We start from the raw sequence: 16,037 nt of genomic DNA on the forward strand, positions 1-16,037 counted from the left end.
AGTTACTAAGCTTGAATGTAAAATGCCTTCTGTACCGATATGGGTCAGAAGGCATTTTTTTCAGCCAAATAGTGTATTAATCGAATTTCATTCTGTTTGTTTTAAGTAAGGCAGCACTGCTAGCGTTAACCAATTTGTCGTTTTTTCTTTCAATAAAGAAGACTTCTAGGTTTTCATTTTTAGCGATTTTCGCGCCTTCTAAAGGGCCTAGGCACAACATAGTCGTTGCCCATGCATCACTTATTCTCGGGTCGGTGCCAAGCACAGACGCTGACACAAGATCGTGAGTAATGGGCTTGCCAGTACTTGGGTTGATGATGTGAGAATACTCTACACCATTGTCATCAAAATGGCGGTTATACGTGCCGGATGTGTCCAGCGTCACGCCATTTTCGTCGACAACCGTCATGGCTTGATAGACTTTTGGAGCACCGTCAGCTGAAGGAATTGGACTTTGAATGGCCACTCGCCATTTGTCGCCATTTGGCTTGTGGCCCTTGATCTTCATGTCGCCACCAAATTGCACCATGTAGTTATCGTAGCCTTTGGTCTCCAACACATCGCTTAACTTTCCAATGGTATAGCCTTCGCCCATAGAGGAAAAATCAAGCTGTAAAAAAGGGCGAGTTTTGCGTACACGCAAATTTTCTTCGTCTATCTCTATTTTATCGATTCCAAGCTCTGACTTAAGCGCTGTGAGTTCTTCCGGTGTTGGCACATGAAGTTTGTCGGTTTTAAAACCCCACAAATCGAACAAAGGACCAATTGTCGGATCGTAACAACCTTCCGATTTTGCATGTATGTCTTGGGCGATTTTAACCAGATCGACAAAGTCTTGAGAGGTGGGTTGCCAAGCAACAGAAAGGCTACGGTTAAACTCGGAAATGAAGGAATCAGGGCGATAAGTGGAAAGCTCTTTATCTATTTGTGTAAGCGTATCGTTAAACGCCGTTTGTATTTCTGTCACAGGAACGGCATCTTCAGACCAAAAACTGATTTGATATGTGGTGCCTTGGGCATAACCTTCAACGCTTTCAAGTTTGGGTGGTTCACTGCAACCCACTAAAAAGATTGTCATTAATAGTGCGCTAAAGACTGCAACCTTGGTTGCTTTAAAACTAGATTTTATGGAGGTAGACATATAATTTAAGCCTTGTTGATATCAAATCAGGCAAGTTTATCAGCCGTTTATGTTCAACTCTATCGAACCGTTTATCATCCACACTAATGTGCATTTTTAGCATCTTAAATTAAATATCTAAATTAATTCTTTCACGACACACTTTTTAAAATGCTAACAAAGTAAACTGGCAAGATTTTAAAGTTCTTTATAGTTCTGGAAGAACGCCACTTCTTACTGCGCCGGGTGATATTCCCGTCGTTCGTTTAAATGCTCTACTGAATGAAGCAGCAGAACTATAGCCAAGTCGATCGGCGATGTCGTCAAGGGACAGATTATCTCGGCTAATCCACTGGCTTGCGAGTCGCATGCGCAGGTTACCCAAGTATTGTTGTGGTGTGGAATGGGTTAATTCGGCAAACCGTTCAGCAAAGACAGATCGTGATGTTCCCATTTCAAAGGCCATATCCGCCACTGACCATTGTCGTCCCGGGTCATGATGTAGGGCGGATAAAACCTGAGCTAGTTTCGGATCGCGCATTGCTTCAACCCAACCGCACACGTTGCACCCGATTTCTACCCAACGACGCAAAATGGCCGCTGCCACTACATCGGCAAGTCGTGTCAAAATTACACTATACCCTGGTCGCTTAGCCTTTAATTCCTTGGTCATCACATCAAGGATGGCGGGTATTTGTGGATCATAATCGGGTACTGTTTCTATATGCATTACTTCGGGTTTTAAATGCGCTAATGGATGAAGCCAGCCCAAGTCGAATTCCATGGCACAACTGAAAATTAGATTGTCCTTTGATCTGCATATTCCAGTGTCACAAGCGCTAATTTCCGACGTGGCATCACATAATTGCACTTTCTCAAAGGCATTAATGCTGATCAGTGGCGCACCGTCTTCGCTATAAAGATCATGGGTTCCGGCGCAAGGCATCAAGACGGCATCACCGCATGCAAGCTGGTGTACCGTGCCACTTCGGGTTCGCAAAAATGCTGAACCCTGTCCGATGAAATGAAAATACGCCAACCTTTTATCCGACTCTTCTCCAAAGCGTAGGCCAAATGGCGCAGAAATATCTACTCTTCTGTACTCAAGGCCTTTAAGGCGGACACCAGACAAAAGCTCGTTCATCATATCGTGTTGGGTTTTATTGATTAGATTGTTTGGCGGAGAAAGTGGCATAGTGATCCGGACGATATGGTATGAATTTAAGACATATTGGTATATATCGTCTGGTCTGTCCATATTATTCTGGATGCAGTGTAAAAACATTCATTTAAGAGGACTTTCGATGACGAATACCGTAAATGTGTCTCCGGCCCATCAGGCACAAGAGGTACCCGCTTGGGGTGCAGTGATAGCCATGACGTTAGGTGTTTTCGGGTTGGTGACAGCGGAGTTTTTGCCCGCCAGCCTTCTGACACCAATGGCTTTTGATCTTTCAATAACGGAAGGTATGGCTGGTCAAGCCGTTTCGGCTACCGCTATTCTTGCGGTAATCACGAGTCTTTTGACCGCTACTGTCACCCGTAGGATGGATCGTCGTTATGTTTTGCTGGTTTTTTCAGTACTTTTAATTATCTCGAATATTTTGGTTGCTCTTGCGCCAAATTTTCTCTTGCTGCTAGCTGGACGTGTATTGCTGGGTATTGCCCTTGGTGGCTTTTGGACTATGGCGGCAGCCACCGTTATGCGACTGGTGCCTGACAAAAGTGTTCCACGCGCTCTGGCTATTTTGTTTAGCGGCGTTTCGGCAGCGACTATTTTTGCAGCGCCGCTCGGCAGCTATCTTGGTGGCGTAATCGGCTGGCGTAATGTTTTCCTACTGGCGTCCTTGCTTGGTGTTCTGGCTCTCTTTGTCCAGTTTTTCACTTTGCCTAGAATGCAGCCCCAAGGAAGAGCAACATTACGCACTCTGATCGCGGTGATGAATCGACCTCGAATGAAGTTCGGTTTGTTTATGTTAGTACTCATTTTCACTGGTCATTTTGCCTTGTTTACCTATGTTCGGCCGTTTCTTGAAAACGTTACTGGTGTAGCAACCGCAGGTGTTTCGGGAATTTTGCTAGGCTTTGGTATTGCCAATTTCATTGGAACTCATATTGCTGGCGTCTTGATTGCGCGATCGTTGCGCCTGACTCTGACCCTTATGCCACTGATTATTGGTTTGGCTGGAATTGGTATGGTCAGCGTCCAAGGTGATATTGCGTCCACCGCCGTACTGGTAGCAATCTGGGGGATGGCGTTTGGTGGAGTGCCAGTGGCTTGGTCGACTTGGATCACACGTAGCGTTCCTGACGAAGCTGAAAGTGGTGGTGGGCTTCTGGTCGCCGCCATTCAGGTTGGTATTGGAGCTGGTGCCGCGGCGGGTGGACTTGTTTTTGATGTCAGTGGTGCACTTGGTGTTTTCACCATCGCTGCCATTATTCTTTTGGCCGCAGCCATTATCGTTACGTTGGGCCTACGATCCGCGCCTGTGGAAATAAAATAGTGTAAACATCGTTCATTTCTAACAGCTCAACCCCCGGGTATTTCACGACAACCGGGGGATTTGTATTTGCCCTAAACTGACCCTCTTTGCCTTCTTGCATTAAAATCAGCTAATCAATAGCCGCAAACCGAGTGATGTCATCAGCAAGCCAGTAATGCGTTCTATCCATATTTTAAAGACCAATACTTTCTTTTGAATTGTCGCTGACGTTAGTAGGCAAGCGACTAGGCCAAACCAAATAAAATGCACTAAAGAAATATAAACACCATAGCTAAGTTCCATCAGTAAAGATGTATCTGTTGAAATGACTTGGCTAAACAAAGACACGATAAACAGCATGGTTTTGGGATTGAGTGCGTTACAAGCAAACCCAGACCAAAAAGCTGACCCACTACCAGTCAGTTTGTTTTGAGATGAGTTTTCACTTTTCAATGGTTCAAATGTCTGCTGAAACCTTGCTCTAAAAAAGATTTTTTTGATGTCCGGCCATAAAGCAGAAACACCTAACCAAATAAGGTACATGGCGCCAAGATAACGCAGTGTATTCAGAACCCAAATGTTGTTAGCAAACACAACCCCTAGTCCCAGAAGCGTATAAACCAGATGCACACTAATGGCGACGCTTATCCCTAAGGCACATAAAATGCCATTCGTCCGTCCTTTTAATAACGAGACCTTCGACACCATCGCAAAATCTGGCCCAGGGCTAATGACGGCCAATAAAGTAATAATAGCAACGGAATACAATTCAAATTGATCAATATTTAACATGGCAAGATACTCTAATCTGTGAATAATAAGAGTCTAAGTGAGTAGGTTTCCAAATAAAATCGATAATTAATGGTGATTTTTGTGAGTAATAGTCACATAAAAAGAAGACTTCCGCCGTTGGGCGCATTGACCGCTTTTGAAGCCGCCGCTCGACATCAAAATTTTTCTCGTGCGGCGCAAGAGCTCAACCTAACCCATGGTGCAATCAGTCGTGCGGTCGCACAAATTGAAGCGCGTCTCGGTGTGGGTTTATTTGTACGACGCAATCGTCGCGTTTACTTAACTGCCGCTGGTCAGCGGCTAAAGAAAACGGCCACCGAAACCTTAGATGCTTTGAGTCTCACTGTAGAAGAAATACACCGGCACGACAGTGGCTCGCCTTTTTTAACAGTTTCCTGTGAGCCAAGCTTAGCAATGCGCTGGTTAATGCCTCGATTAGGTGAATTCCGAACGCTCTGTCCAGAGTTAAACGTTGATTTGCGCATGGCGGGTGGGCCAATTGATCTACTGTCAGAAAGTTGTGACATTGCTATCCGACGGATGGACTTCGGCGTGAACGACGATTATCAGATCACAACGCTTTGCTCTGAATTGGCAGGCCCAGTGTGTACAACCGCTTATTGGAATGACCATATTGCTCAAGACTTAAGTAACGCCAATTGGTTACACAGTCGAACTCGACCTAATGCATGGGATGATTGGAAAGCGGCTTACGGTTTGGAAAGAATCATCCCGAAAAGTGAGCAGCACTTTGATCACTTTTTTTACAGCTTGCAAGCCGCTCAAGATAGACTTGGGGTTGCCATTGGTTCAGTACCATTGGTGTCTGACGATCTAAAAACACAGAGACTCATTGCACCATTAGGTTTGCAGTCCACCGGCTATGATTACGCCTTACTTACCTTAGAGGATCCAAGCCAAGACCCGAGAGTCTCTGCTTTTTGTAAGTGGCTAATGGGATTAATAAATCAAATGAACTAATAAGATAAAAAGTATTCATATGAATCATCAGGCGCTAATTTAGTGAAAACGATGGCATACAATATTCTTATTTTGAACGCCTTCTTCTTGCGTAAAAAGCGCGTAAACAAGGCGTTTTATCTTCTCTCTCTTTGTTATTTTTAGCCTTCTCCAAAAGCGTCATTTTCCCTCTGTCGTAAATTGTCATCCGCTGGACGCTCCCAAGCATAAGATCGACATTTTTTATCTCTATTATCACGGTGAAAGCTCACTCTATGGCGTCTTCAGTTAGCTGGGGCGTCGCAACCATTTTAATCACACCACGATAATCGCTTAAGTCGATTGTTTTATGTAAGGGAGCTGATCTGATGCAGCATTATTCAGGCTTTGGGTTGTTAAAGCACAGTTTTAGCCATCACGAAAACTGGCAACGGGTGTGGCGCAATCCAACCCCTAAAAAGAAATACGATGTGATCATTGTTGGTGGCGGTGGCCATGGGTTGGCGACGGCCTATTATTTAGCCAAAGAGTTTGGTGTGACTAACGTTGCGGTAATCGAAAAAGGCTTTTTAGGTGGCGGCAATACAGCGCGTAACACAACCATCGTTCGTTCCAACTACTTATGGGACGAGGCGGCTCATCTTTACGAGCATTCTATGAAACTTTGGGAAGGTCTTTCTCAGGATTTGAATTACAACGTGATGTTTTCACAGCGTGGTTGTTTGAATCTTGGCCATACTTTACAAGACATGCGAGACATCGAGCGTCGCGTCAATGCAAACCGTTTAAACGGTATTGATGGCGAGGTGTTAGACGCTCAGCAAATTAAAGAAATCGTTCCCGTTTTAGATTGCTCTGACAATGTACGTTACCCGATTCTTGGTGCGTCTTGGCAGCCGCGTGCAGGCGTGGCACGTCATGATGCGGTGGCGTGGGGTTTTGCTCGTGGTGCTGATGCACACGGTGTGGATTTGATCCAGCAAACCGAAGTGGAAGATCTGATTATTGAAGACGGTACAGTTGTTGGTGTTCGTACCGCGCAATACGGAGAAATTCGTGCTGATAAAGTCGGTTGTGTGGTGGCGGGAAATTCTAGCCTTTTAGCGAAGATGGGCGGTTTTGAACTGCCACTAGAGTCGCATCCGCTGCAAGCCTTAGTGTCTGAGCCGATCAAACCTATTCTGGATACGGTCGTTATGTCCAATCATGTACACGGTTATGCGAGCCAGTCTGATAAAGGTGACTTGGTCATCGGTGCAGGAATTGATGGCTACAATGGCTATGGTCAGCGTGGCTCTTATGCCACCGTCGAACATACTATTCAAGCGATTCTCGAAATGTTTCCTGTGTTCAGTCGAGTTCGAATGAACCGTCAGTGGGGCGGTATTGTTGATACTTGTCCTGATGCGTGTCCGCTTATTACTGAAACACCAGTGAAGAACTTGTATTTCAACTGTGGTTGGGGAACGGGTGGCTTTAAAGCAACACCGGGTTCAGGTCATGTTTTTGCCGCGTCGTTGGCAAAAGGTGAAATGCACCCATTAGCCAAGCCTTTCTCTATGTTCCGTTTCCATAATGGCGCGCTGGTGGATGAACACGGCGCCGCTGGTGTAGCGCATTAAGCGGGCTGAGGCCGACTAAGGAGAGAAATACCATGTTTTATATTTATTGCCCGCATTGTTGTGAACACCGCGAGGAAGAAGAGTTTCATGCCGCAGGGCAGGCACACCTTCCGCGCCCTTTGGATCCTGATGCTTGCACCGACAAAGAGTGGGGCGAATACATTTATTTTCGTAAGAACCCACGTGGAATCCATCATGAACTTTGGGTCCATGCGGCGGGGTGTCGTAAGTTTTTCAACATCACACGTGACACTCAAACGTACGAAATTAAAGAAGTCTACAAAATTGGTGAGCAGCCATCTGTTGTGGCAAATATCGCTGTAAGCTCTGAGTCTCAGAACCATAAAGCGCCGCCAAAAAGTAAGCCAGGAGCGACACTATGACTCAGAAAAATCGTCTTCAAAATGGCGGCCGAATTGATCGCTCCAAAGCGCTAACCTTCACGTATAACGGAAAACAGTATAAGGGTTACGAAGGCGACACGTTAGCGTCTGCCTTATTGGCCAATAGTGTCGACATCGTTGGTCGAAGCTTTAAATACAGCCGACCTCGCGGCATTGTTGCTGCGGGTGCGGAAGAGCCTAATGCCATTATGCAAATCGGTGCGACCGAAGCGACGCAAATTCCCAATGTACGTGCCACACAGCAGTCCTTATACGACGGTCTAGTCGCGGGTACAACAAACGGCTGGCCAAGCGTCGAAACTGATTTAATGGAATACGTGGGTAAAATCGGTGGGAAAATGATGCCACCGGGTTTCTACTACAAAACCTTCATGTTCCCGCAGTCCTTGTGGGGTACTTACGAATCTTATATTCGTAAAGCAGCTGGTCTTGGTCGTGCGCCAAAAGAAACCGACCCAGACATTTATGACAAGGTGAATCAGCATTGCGACGTCATGATAGCGGGTGCGGGTCCTGCCGGATTAGCAGCCGCATTGGTGGCTGCACGTGCTGGCGCAAGAGTGATCATAGCGGATGAACAAAATGAATTTGGTGGCAGCTTATTAAGCAGCACTGAAACGCTAGACGGAAAACCCGCTGCGGAATGGGTTGCAGATGTGGTTAAAGAGCTTTCGACGTTTGACGATGTAATGATGTTGCCAAACTCGCAAGTCAATGGTTATCACGACCACAACTTTTTAACCATCCAGCAACATTGTACCGATCAATTCGCAGACCGCGCACCAAATGGTCAAGTTGCTCAGCGCTTGCATCGTGTACGGGCAAAATGGGTAATCTTGGCAACAGGCGCTCATGAGCGTCCCTTAGTGTATGGCAACAATGATGTTCCAGGTTGTATGGTGGCAAATGCCGTATCGACCTATATTAATCGCTACGGCGTCGTTCCAGGGAATGACTTGGTACTGATGACCTCAAACGACAATGCCTATCGTACTGCGTTAGATTGGTACGATGCGGGTCGTAATGTCGTCGCAATAGTGGATTCTCGTAAGAACCCACAAGGTACCTTTGTTGAAGCCGCTCGAGCACGTGGTATCAACATTATGGTGAGTTCTGGTGTTATTGAAGCGCATGGCACCAAGCGTGTTACCGGTGTATCGATTGCGCCATTGAATGAGGCTGGTGACGCTGTTGTCGGTGCCATTGTAAAAATGAAAGCCGATACGGTTGCCACTTCTGGCGGCTGGAGTCCGGTTATTCATTTGTCATGTCACACTGGTGCTCGTCCTGTTTGGAATGACGAAATTCTTGGTTTTACGCCGGGTGCAACAGTACAGAAACAACTCACAGCGGGTGCGATTAATGGCACATTCACGACCTCAAAAGCATTGTCTGAAGGATTAAAGGCCGGCCTCGATGCGTTGTCTCATTTGGGATTAGCGACATCGAAAGTCGACTTGCCAGAAGCGGATGTGATTGAAGAAGGCGTATCAATGGCCTTGTTCCATATCCCGCACACTAAGCCAACATCAAAAGCGCCTAAACAGTTTGTCGATTACCAAAATGACGTTACCGCCGCAGGTATTGAGCTGGCGTGTCGAGAAGGTTTTGAGTCGATTGAACATGTGAAACGCTACACGGCGATGGGTTTTGGAACGGACCAAGGTAAACTTGGCAATATCAATGGTATGGCAATTGCGGCAAAAACGCTTAATAAAACCATTCCACAAACAGGTACGACGATCTTCCGTCCTAACTACACGCCAGTGACGTTCGGCGCGATTGCGGGACGTGATTGTGGTGCATTATTTGATCCAGAACGTTATACCGCCATGCATTCTTGGCATGTAGCGCATGGCGCAAAGTTTGAAGACGTCGGTTTATGGAAACGCCCTTGGTATTACCCACAAGGCAACGAAACTATGCAAGACGCCTTGAACCGCGAATGTGTAGCGACACGCGAATCCGTCGGTATTTTGGATGCTTCAACCTTGGGTAAAATTGATATTCAGGGCAAAGACGCGCGTGAATTTTTAGGTCGTGTTTACAGCAACGCATGGGCAAAACTAGCGGTCGGAAAATGTCGCTACGGCTTGATGTGCGGCGAAGATGGCATGGTATTCGATGACGGTGTGACGTCTTGCTTGGCGGAGAATCATTTCTTAATGACGACAACGACAGGCGGTGCGGCGCATGTTTTAGAGTGGTTGGAAATTTATCATCAAACCGAATGGCCAGAGATGGAAGTGTATTTCACCTCGGTTACAGATCATTGGTCTACGATGACGATTTCCGGCCCGAACAGCCGCAAGTTGTTGGAGAAATTGACCGACTACGATGTATCGAAAGAAAACATGACGTTCATGGATTGGAAACCAATGACGGTCGCAGGTGTTCCTGCTCGTGTCTTCCGCATTTCCTTCACTGGAGAGTTGTCATTCGAGATCAACGTACAAGCTAACTACGGTTTGCATGTTTGGAAAGCCTTGTTCGAAATGGGCGCAGAATTCAATCTAACGCCGTACGGCACAGAGACCATGCATATATTGCGGGCCGAGAAAGGCTTCATTATTGCGGGACAAGATACCGATGGTTCTGTGCATCCGTTCGATTTAGGCATGTCTTGGGCCGTGTCTATGCAGAAGCCTTTTAGCTTCATTGGTAAACGCGGTATGCAACGTGAGGATTGTGTGCGTGCTGAACGTAAACAGCTGGTGGGATTAAAAACGATTGATCCAAATGTTGTTTTACCAGAAGGTTCACAAGGTGTACTGGATCCGAAGGCGCCAATTCCAATGCCGATGGTTGGGCATGTTACGTCCAGCTACTGGAGTGCAAACTTGAATCGCTCGGTTGCGATGGGTTTTGTCAAAGGTGGGTTGGAAAAAATGGGTGAGAAAGTCTTTTATCCATTGGTCGATGGCCGAGTGATAGAAGCTGAAATTTGTAGCCCTGTGTTCTTAGATCCAAAAGGGGAGCGTCAACATGTCTGATATTACGTTAGAAACACCTGAGCAATTACCAAAACTGGTTACGCATCAGCGGCCTTTACCATCAGAGCCAAATATTGTCGGTGAAAGTCCTTTACACCATGCGGATTTAGACAGCATTGCTACGCAAGGTCCACAAGTAGGCGGCGTGCATTTTTGTGAGCATAAGCTCTTAGGGTTGCTAACCCTGCGTTGCACGCCCTCATCAGAACAGCAAAGCGAGATTACCGCTTTGCTGGGTGTCGTTCTACCAATGAAGCCGTTGACGTCAGTCGTCAACGGTGACATTTCTGTGCGTTGGGTTGGTCCGGACGAATGGTTAATCATTGTTCCCGGTGAACAAGCTTTTGATATCGAAACTCGCTTTTTTGAAACACTAAGTGGTCATTTTTCTTTAGTAAATATCAGTGGTGGTTCGACGGTATTTGATGTTTCTGGCGATCATGTTGTTGATATGCTGAAAAAGTCGATTCCTGTGGATTTGCATATCCGTGAATTCCCCGTAGGAAAAGTAGTATCGACTATTTTTGCTAAGAGTGGCGCAATTATTTGTCGGCTCGGTGACAACCATTTTGAGTTAGTGGTTCGTCGTAGTTTCGCCGATTATCTTTGGTTATGGATTCAAGACGCCAGTCGTGAATACGGCTTAGTCGTTAAAGCGACCTAATCATTAAAGAATCATTGTTTCAAATCCATTCCTTTTAGTTCACGGTTTTGGTTGGCCACTTTGTGTGGTCAGCCTTTTTCGTGACAGACATTAAGAGATAGCGTATGAAATCGAAAACCTTACCTTGGATTTTTACTGCCAGCTGCCCGAGCCTTATTGGTACCGTTGATGTTGTGACTCGATACATGGCAGAAGCGGAAAACTACATAGACGAAATTCACTCTTTTGATGACAGAGAATCGGGTTTGTTTTTCATTCGTATTGAGTTTTTCCCTCCAAATGATGGCTTTAGTGACGCTACGTTCACTGAAAAGTTTTCTTCCCGCGCGGCAGAGTTTGATATGACGTGGGAATTGACGGCGCCAAATCATAAGCCAAAAGTGGCTATCATGGTGTCGAAATACGACCATTGCTTGAACGATTTACTCTATCGTTTCCGTACCGGTCAGCTGAATATTGATGTGACGGTTATTATTTCAAATCACCCTGATCTAGAAGAACTTGCGAAATGGCACGGCATTCCGTATTACCACTTGCCTATCACCGCAGAGACCAAGCTAGAACAAGAAGCGAAGGTACGAGAGCTGATCGAGCAATACGATACTGAATTGGTTGTCTTAGCGCGTTACATGCAAGTACTGTCACCAAGCATGTGTGAATACCTAGACGGCCGAGCCATTAATATCCATCATTCTTTATTGCCAGGATTTAAAGGCGCTCGCCCTTATCATCAAGCGTGGGAAAAAGGCGTCAAAATGGTCGGCGCAACAGCCCACTATGTTAACAATGACTTGGACGAGGGGCCGATCATCACTCAAGGCATTCAAACGGTAAACCATGCGCATTTCCCAGAAGATCTTGTGGCAAAAGGACAAGACATCGAACGTGTCACCTTGTTTAATGCTGTGAAATATCACGTTGAAAAACGCGTCTTTTTAAATGGCAAACGCACGGTTGTGTTTGGTGGGTAACGTCTTTTTTTAAGTAAAAGAACAAGCTGAAAATACATAAAGAGTAAAAGTAAAAAGCCGTTCGGGGGAGCGGTTTTTTGCTTTTTATAGAATATGGAATTTGTTAGATATTTAAAGATGATAAAATCGCCTATCGTGAGAGCGACCACGTAATATTTTAGTGTGTGTGATTATGAGTGTTTTTTACCGACGGGTAAGTCGAGTATACTCACTGCTTTCACTCAACACGTCGCGAAGTATTTTTTATGACAGCAACCCGTTTTAGCTTAGATCTGGCCGAAAAATTAAAGGCCATAGTAGGAAGCCAGTACACCTTAACGGACGCCGATAAGAAGAAACCCTACAGCAATGGTATTCGATTAGGCGGCGGTGAGGCTTACGCCGTGGTTCGTCCTAGTAGTTTGGTTGAAATCTGGAAAGTGCTTCAAGCCTGTGTTGAAGCAGATGTTATTGTCATTATGCAAGCCGCCAATACCGGCTTGACTGGTGGTTCCACGCCAAATGGCGCGGACTATGACCGCCCGATTGTGATTGTCAGTACCATGCGAATCAGCGATATTCAGCTGATTGATCAAGGCAAACAGATTGTTGGTTTGGCAGGCAGCACGTTATTTGGTTTGGAAGAACGACTAAAACCTTACGGTCGCGAGCCACATTCAGTGATTGGCTCTTCTTGTATTGGCGCGTCTATCGTCGGTGGTGTGTGTAATAATTCTGGTGGCGCACTGGTTCAACGTGGTCCTGCTTACACAGAAATGTCCTTGTTCGCACAAGTCACTGAAAATGGCGAATTGCAGCTGGTGAACAACCTAGGCATCGATTTGGGCAGCGACCCAGAAGAGATTCTCGCCAATTTACAGAACCAAACTTACCAAGAAACCGACGTACAATTTCCCGATAAACGCGGTTCCGACAATGAATACCATGAGCGTATTCGTGACGTCGACGCAGAAACTCCATCCCGCTTTAACAATGACCCGCGTCGTTTGTATGAATCGTCTGGTTGTGCCGGTAAATTGGCGGTTTTTGCGGTTCGCATCGACACCTTTCCCATCCCTGAAAAACATCAGGTGTTCTACATCGGCACGAACGATCCCGCCGTAATGGAACAGATGCGTCGTGACATGTTGTCAACTTTTACCAATTTGCCTGTGTCTGGCGAATACCTGCATAAAAGTAGCTACGACATCAGCAAAAAATACGGCAAAGACAGCTACTTGGTGATCGACAAACTGGGCACCAAATACATTCCTAAAATGTTTTCCATCAAGCGTACTGTGGATCGTTGGGCGGAAAAATTTAGCTTCATGCCGAACAAATTTTCGGATCGCATCATGCAATACATGAGTCAGATGTTCCCGAACCACTTACCAAAACGCATGGAAGATTTTCGTGCAAAATACGACCATCATTGGATCGTCGAAACCAGCAATGACGGCGTGGCCGAAGCACAAGCGTATTTAGACACCTTCTTTAAAGACAACGAAGGCGATTACTTTGCTTGTACCGACCGCGAAGCGGACCAAGCGATTCTGCATCGCTTTGTGACGGGCGGCGCGTTGACGCGTTATCACATTATGAATGGCAAAGACCTTGGTTCCATCATGACGATTGACGTGGCGTTTCCGCGAAATGAACTGGACTGGTTCGAAGTATTGCCACAAGAGATCGACGATAAAATTGCCGTGAAAATGTACTACGGACACTTCTTTTGCCATGTCATGCACCAAAACTACATCATGAAAAAAGGCGTTGATGGCAAAGCGGTGAAAAAGCAAATTCTCGCCAGCTACGACGTACGTGGTGCGGAATACCCGGCCGAGCACAACGTGGGTCATGAATATTTGGCGAAGCCCGCATTGCGCGAGTTCTACCAAAAAACCGACCCAACCAACAGCTTCAACTCAGGAATTGGCGGCACCAGTAAACTGAAAAGTTGGCATGAACATACTGATGGTCAAAACGGCTGCGGCTGTAAATAACTCGTATTGAACGTGAAAAAAACCGAGATGTTATGTCTCGGTTTTTTTATTTTCGAATAAAAAAGTGCATTTTTCCCCCTATATTATTGTAGAAAATAAGACCCATTATTTATCTATTTTAAAGCAAAGCGATGTAATAAGATGGCTAAAATATAGACAATACGTGAACAACGTAAAGAGAGCCAGATTATGTCCAACTACGACCAATTAACGTCACACTACCAAACGATTCATCATTTTAATCATGCCGAGTCTATGCTCGGTTGTGATGCCGCGGCGAACATGCCGTCAGGTGGCAGCAATGCGCGCTCAAAAGCCATGGCTGAATTGTCGGTTCATATCCATCGATTATCCACTCAGCCACAACTTGAAGAATGGTTCGGCAACGCGGAAAAAGAGCCTCTAAGCACGGAACAGAAGGCGAGCCTGCGAGAGATGAAACGTAAGTGGCAACAAGCGACGGTCGTACCGGAAGACTTGGTTCAGGCACAATCCATTGCGAGCTCAAAGTGTGAACACGCTTGGCGTACACAACGTCAAGAAAACGATTGGGTAGGGTTTGAGAAGAACTGGAAAGAAGTCGTCACTTTGTCTCGTGAAGAAGCGAAAATCCGCGGCGAAGCGCTAGGTCTCACTCGCTACGACGCCATGCTCGACAAGTTCGAACCGGGCACCACAACCGCGTCGCTCGATACGTTATTTACCGACGTGAAAACTTGGTTGCCAGAACTGATTGAAAAAGTACTGGAAAAGCAGAAGTCTGAATCCATCGTATTGCCATCAGGCACTTTTTCTACCGCCTCGCAAAAAGCGCTCGGTCTAGAAGTTATGAAGTTGTTGAAATTCGACTTTGATCGCGGTCGATTAGACCAAAGTGTTCACCCGTTCTGCGGTGGCGTTCCGTCTGATGTGCGTATTACGACCCGTTACGATGAAAAAAATTTCGTACAAGCCTTAATGGGTATTGTTCACGAAACAGGTCACGCTCGTTACGAACAAGGCTTACCAAGTGCCTTTGCCGGTTTACCAGTCGGTGAGGCGCGTTCCATGGGAGTTCATGAATCACAATCGCTCTTTTTTGAAATGCAGATAGGCCGCTGTAAACCCTTTATTTCCCACTTGTCGCGCCTTTCTGCCGACGCCTTTAACGCGCACAAAGATCCTGTGTTTGCCGAAGAAAACCTCTACAAAATCTACACACAGGTGAAAAAAGGCTTTATTCGAGTCGATGCAGACGAACTCACGTACCCAGCGCACGTTATTGTGCGCTACGAAATCGAACGTGACTTGATTAATGGCGTGATTGAACACACCGATGTCCCTGCGATTTGGGATGAAAAAATGAAAGCCTCACTTGGGATTTTAACCAAAGACAATTACAAAAATGGCTGCATGCAAGATATCCATTGGACTGGTGGCTCGTTCGGTTACTTTCCTTCCTATACTCTAGGTGCTATGTACGCCGCCCAATACAAAGCCACCATGATACAAACCGTCGACATCGACGCCGCCATTCAAAGCGGTGACCTGTCTCCAATATTCCAATGGCTCAGCGACAACATCTGGTCACAAGCTTCGCTTCACACCACCGATGAACTAATAAAACGCGCGACAGGCGAAACACTAAATGCCGTACATTTTAGAAAGCATCTAGAAGGGCGGTATTTGTAAAAGATTGACTCAAGGAAAACCACGAACTGTACCTTCCCCTTATTAAGGGGAAGGCTAGGATGGGGTTCTAGCACTTTGTCTTTCTAGCGCATTAGTAAATGTAGCAAACCAAACGCCACCGCTCGACACTATCGTTTGACCTCGCTCTTGGCGTTCGCTTTTCTATACTTAATCATTTCTTTGGTAGGTCGTCCTTCAGGGCGACACCGCTATAGCTTAAATAGATTCTGGAAATCCAAATCAACTCACGCTACATTGACTTCACGATAGAATGAAAAAAAGTGACTAGTGGATGGTTAACTCTCGATAATCCTTTTCTTTTTATTTCATGACTTAATTTTACTCTGACCCCAATTATTTCAATTATTTTGTTTC

General features: G+C 45.9%; 12 protein-coding genes. 9 read left to right on the plus strand and 3 right to left on the minus strand.

The window, feature by feature from the left end; all coding sequences use genetic code 11:
• Positions 1-76: 76 nt before the first annotated feature.
• Positions 77-1,141: an FAD:protein FMN transferase gene (locus MP3633_RS06910; RefSeq protein WP_176334996.1), complete on the minus strand. Its 1,065-nt coding sequence runs from the start codon at positions 1,139-1,141 to the stop codon at positions 77-79.
• A 187-nt stretch (positions 1,142-1,328) separates the two neighbouring features.
• Positions 1,329-2,315, minus strand: coding sequence for an AraC family transcriptional regulator (locus MP3633_RS06915; protein WP_176334997.1), 987 nt, complete (start codon positions 2,313-2,315; stop codon positions 1,329-1,331).
• Positions 2,316-2,424: 109 nt separating this feature from the next.
• On the opposite strand from MP3633_RS06915, the gene MP3633_RS06920 reads away from it, so the two are divergent.
• On the plus strand, positions 2,425-3,624 hold the full coding sequence (locus tag MP3633_RS06920) for an MFS transporter (RefSeq protein ID WP_176334998.1): 1,200 nt from the start codon (positions 2,425-2,427) through the stop codon (positions 3,622-3,624).
• Between the two features lie 105 nt (positions 3,625-3,729).
• Here the strand turns inward: MP3633_RS06920 and MP3633_RS06925 are convergent, their stop codons facing one another.
• Complete coding sequence (locus tag MP3633_RS06925) at positions 3,730-4,395, minus strand: LysE family translocator (protein ID WP_176334999.1); 666 nt, start codon at positions 4,393-4,395, stop codon at positions 3,730-3,732.
• 81 nt (positions 4,396-4,476) lie between these two features.
• On the opposite strand from MP3633_RS06925, the gene MP3633_RS06930 reads away from it, so the two are divergent.
• The 8 genes from MP3633_RS06930 to MP3633_RS06965 all read left to right on the plus strand — a co-directional run bounded on the left by MP3633_RS06930 (position 4,477) and on the right by MP3633_RS06965 (position 15,662).
• Positions 4,477-5,376 (plus strand): LysR substrate-binding domain-containing protein, encoded by a 900-nt coding sequence (locus MP3633_RS06930; RefSeq protein WP_176335000.1) that lies wholly within the window; start codon positions 4,477-4,479, stop codon positions 5,374-5,376.
• Positions 5,377-5,723: 347 nt separating this feature from the next.
• Positions 5,724-6,977 (plus strand): sarcosine oxidase subunit beta family protein, encoded by a 1,254-nt coding sequence (locus MP3633_RS06935; protein WP_112139632.1) that lies wholly within the window; start codon positions 5,724-5,726, stop codon positions 6,975-6,977.
• A gap of 32 nt (positions 6,978-7,009) precedes the next feature.
• Positions 7,010-7,360, plus strand: coding sequence for a sarcosine oxidase subunit delta (locus tag MP3633_RS06940; protein WP_112139630.1), 351 nt, complete (start codon positions 7,010-7,012; stop codon positions 7,358-7,360).
• A complete protein-coding gene (locus MP3633_RS06945) occupies positions 7,357-10,374 on the plus strand; it encodes a sarcosine oxidase subunit alpha family protein (protein ID WP_176335001.1) in 3,018 nt (1,005 codons plus the stop codon). The genes MP3633_RS06940 and MP3633_RS06945 overlap by 4 nt, the downstream gene beginning before the upstream one ends.
• On the plus strand, positions 10,367-11,038 hold the full coding sequence (locus MP3633_RS06950; RefSeq protein WP_176335002.1) for a sarcosine oxidase subunit gamma: 672 nt from the start codon (positions 10,367-10,369) through the stop codon (positions 11,036-11,038). The genes MP3633_RS06945 and MP3633_RS06950 overlap by 8 nt, the downstream gene beginning before the upstream one ends.
• Positions 11,039-11,142: 104 nt before the next feature.
• Entirely contained in the window at positions 11,143-12,009 is an 867-nt protein-coding gene (purU, locus tag MP3633_RS06955) for a formyltetrahydrofolate deformylase (RefSeq protein ID WP_112139625.1), read from the plus strand.
• A gap of 245 nt (positions 12,010-12,254) precedes the next feature.
• Positions 12,255-13,991, plus strand: coding sequence for a D-lactate dehydrogenase (gene dld / locus MP3633_RS06960; RefSeq protein WP_176335003.1), 1,737 nt, complete (start codon positions 12,255-12,257; stop codon positions 13,989-13,991).
• Between the two features lie 189 nt (positions 13,992-14,180).
• A complete protein-coding gene (locus MP3633_RS06965) occupies positions 14,181-15,662 on the plus strand; it encodes a carboxypeptidase M32 (RefSeq protein ID WP_176335004.1) in 1,482 nt (493 codons plus the stop codon).
• The last annotated feature ends 375 nt before the right edge of the window (positions 15,663-16,037 follow it).

Origin of the sequence: Marinomonas primoryensis, from assembly GCF_013372285.1 — a bacterium.
Lineage (GTDB): Bacteria > Pseudomonadota > Gammaproteobacteria > Pseudomonadales > Marinomonadaceae > Marinomonas > Marinomonas primoryensis.

Excerpts from the sequence above, each read along its gene's own strand:
- MP3633_RS06935 (WP_112139632.1), top strand. The coding sequence starts at position 5,724 with ATGCAGCATTATTCAGGCTTTGGGTTGTTAAAGCACAGTTTTAGCCAT.
- MP3633_RS06925 (WP_176334999.1), bottom strand. The coding sequence starts at position 4,395 with ATGTTAAATATTGATCAATTTGAATTGTATTCCGTTGCTATTATTACT.
- MP3633_RS06950 (WP_176335002.1), top strand. The coding sequence starts at position 10,367 with ATGTCTGATATTACGTTAGAAACACCTGAGCAATTACCAAAACTGGTT.
- MP3633_RS06945 (WP_176335001.1), top strand. The coding sequence starts at position 7,357 with ATGACTCAGAAAAATCGTCTTCAAAATGGCGGCCGAATTGATCGCTCC.
- purU (WP_112139625.1), top strand. The coding sequence starts at position 11,143 with ATGAAATCGAAAACCTTACCTTGGATTTTTACTGCCAGCTGCCCGAGC.
- MP3633_RS06965 (WP_176335004.1), top strand. The coding sequence starts at position 14,181 with ATGTCCAACTACGACCAATTAACGTCACACTACCAAACGATTCATCAT.
- MP3633_RS06940 (WP_112139630.1), top strand. The coding sequence starts at position 7,010 with ATGTTTTATATTTATTGCCCGCATTGTTGTGAACACCGCGAGGAAGAA.
- dld (WP_176335003.1), top strand. The coding sequence starts at position 12,255 with ATGACAGCAACCCGTTTTAGCTTAGATCTGGCCGAAAAATTAAAGGCC.
- MP3633_RS06915 (WP_176334997.1), bottom strand. The coding sequence starts at position 2,315 with ATGCCACTTTCTCCGCCAAACAATCTAATCAATAAAACCCAACACGAT.
- MP3633_RS06920 (WP_176334998.1), top strand. The coding sequence starts at position 2,425 with ATGACGAATACCGTAAATGTGTCTCCGGCCCATCAGGCACAAGAGGTA.
- MP3633_RS06910 (WP_176334996.1), bottom strand. The coding sequence starts at position 1,141 with ATGTCTACCTCCATAAAATCTAGTTTTAAAGCAACCAAGGTTGCAGTC.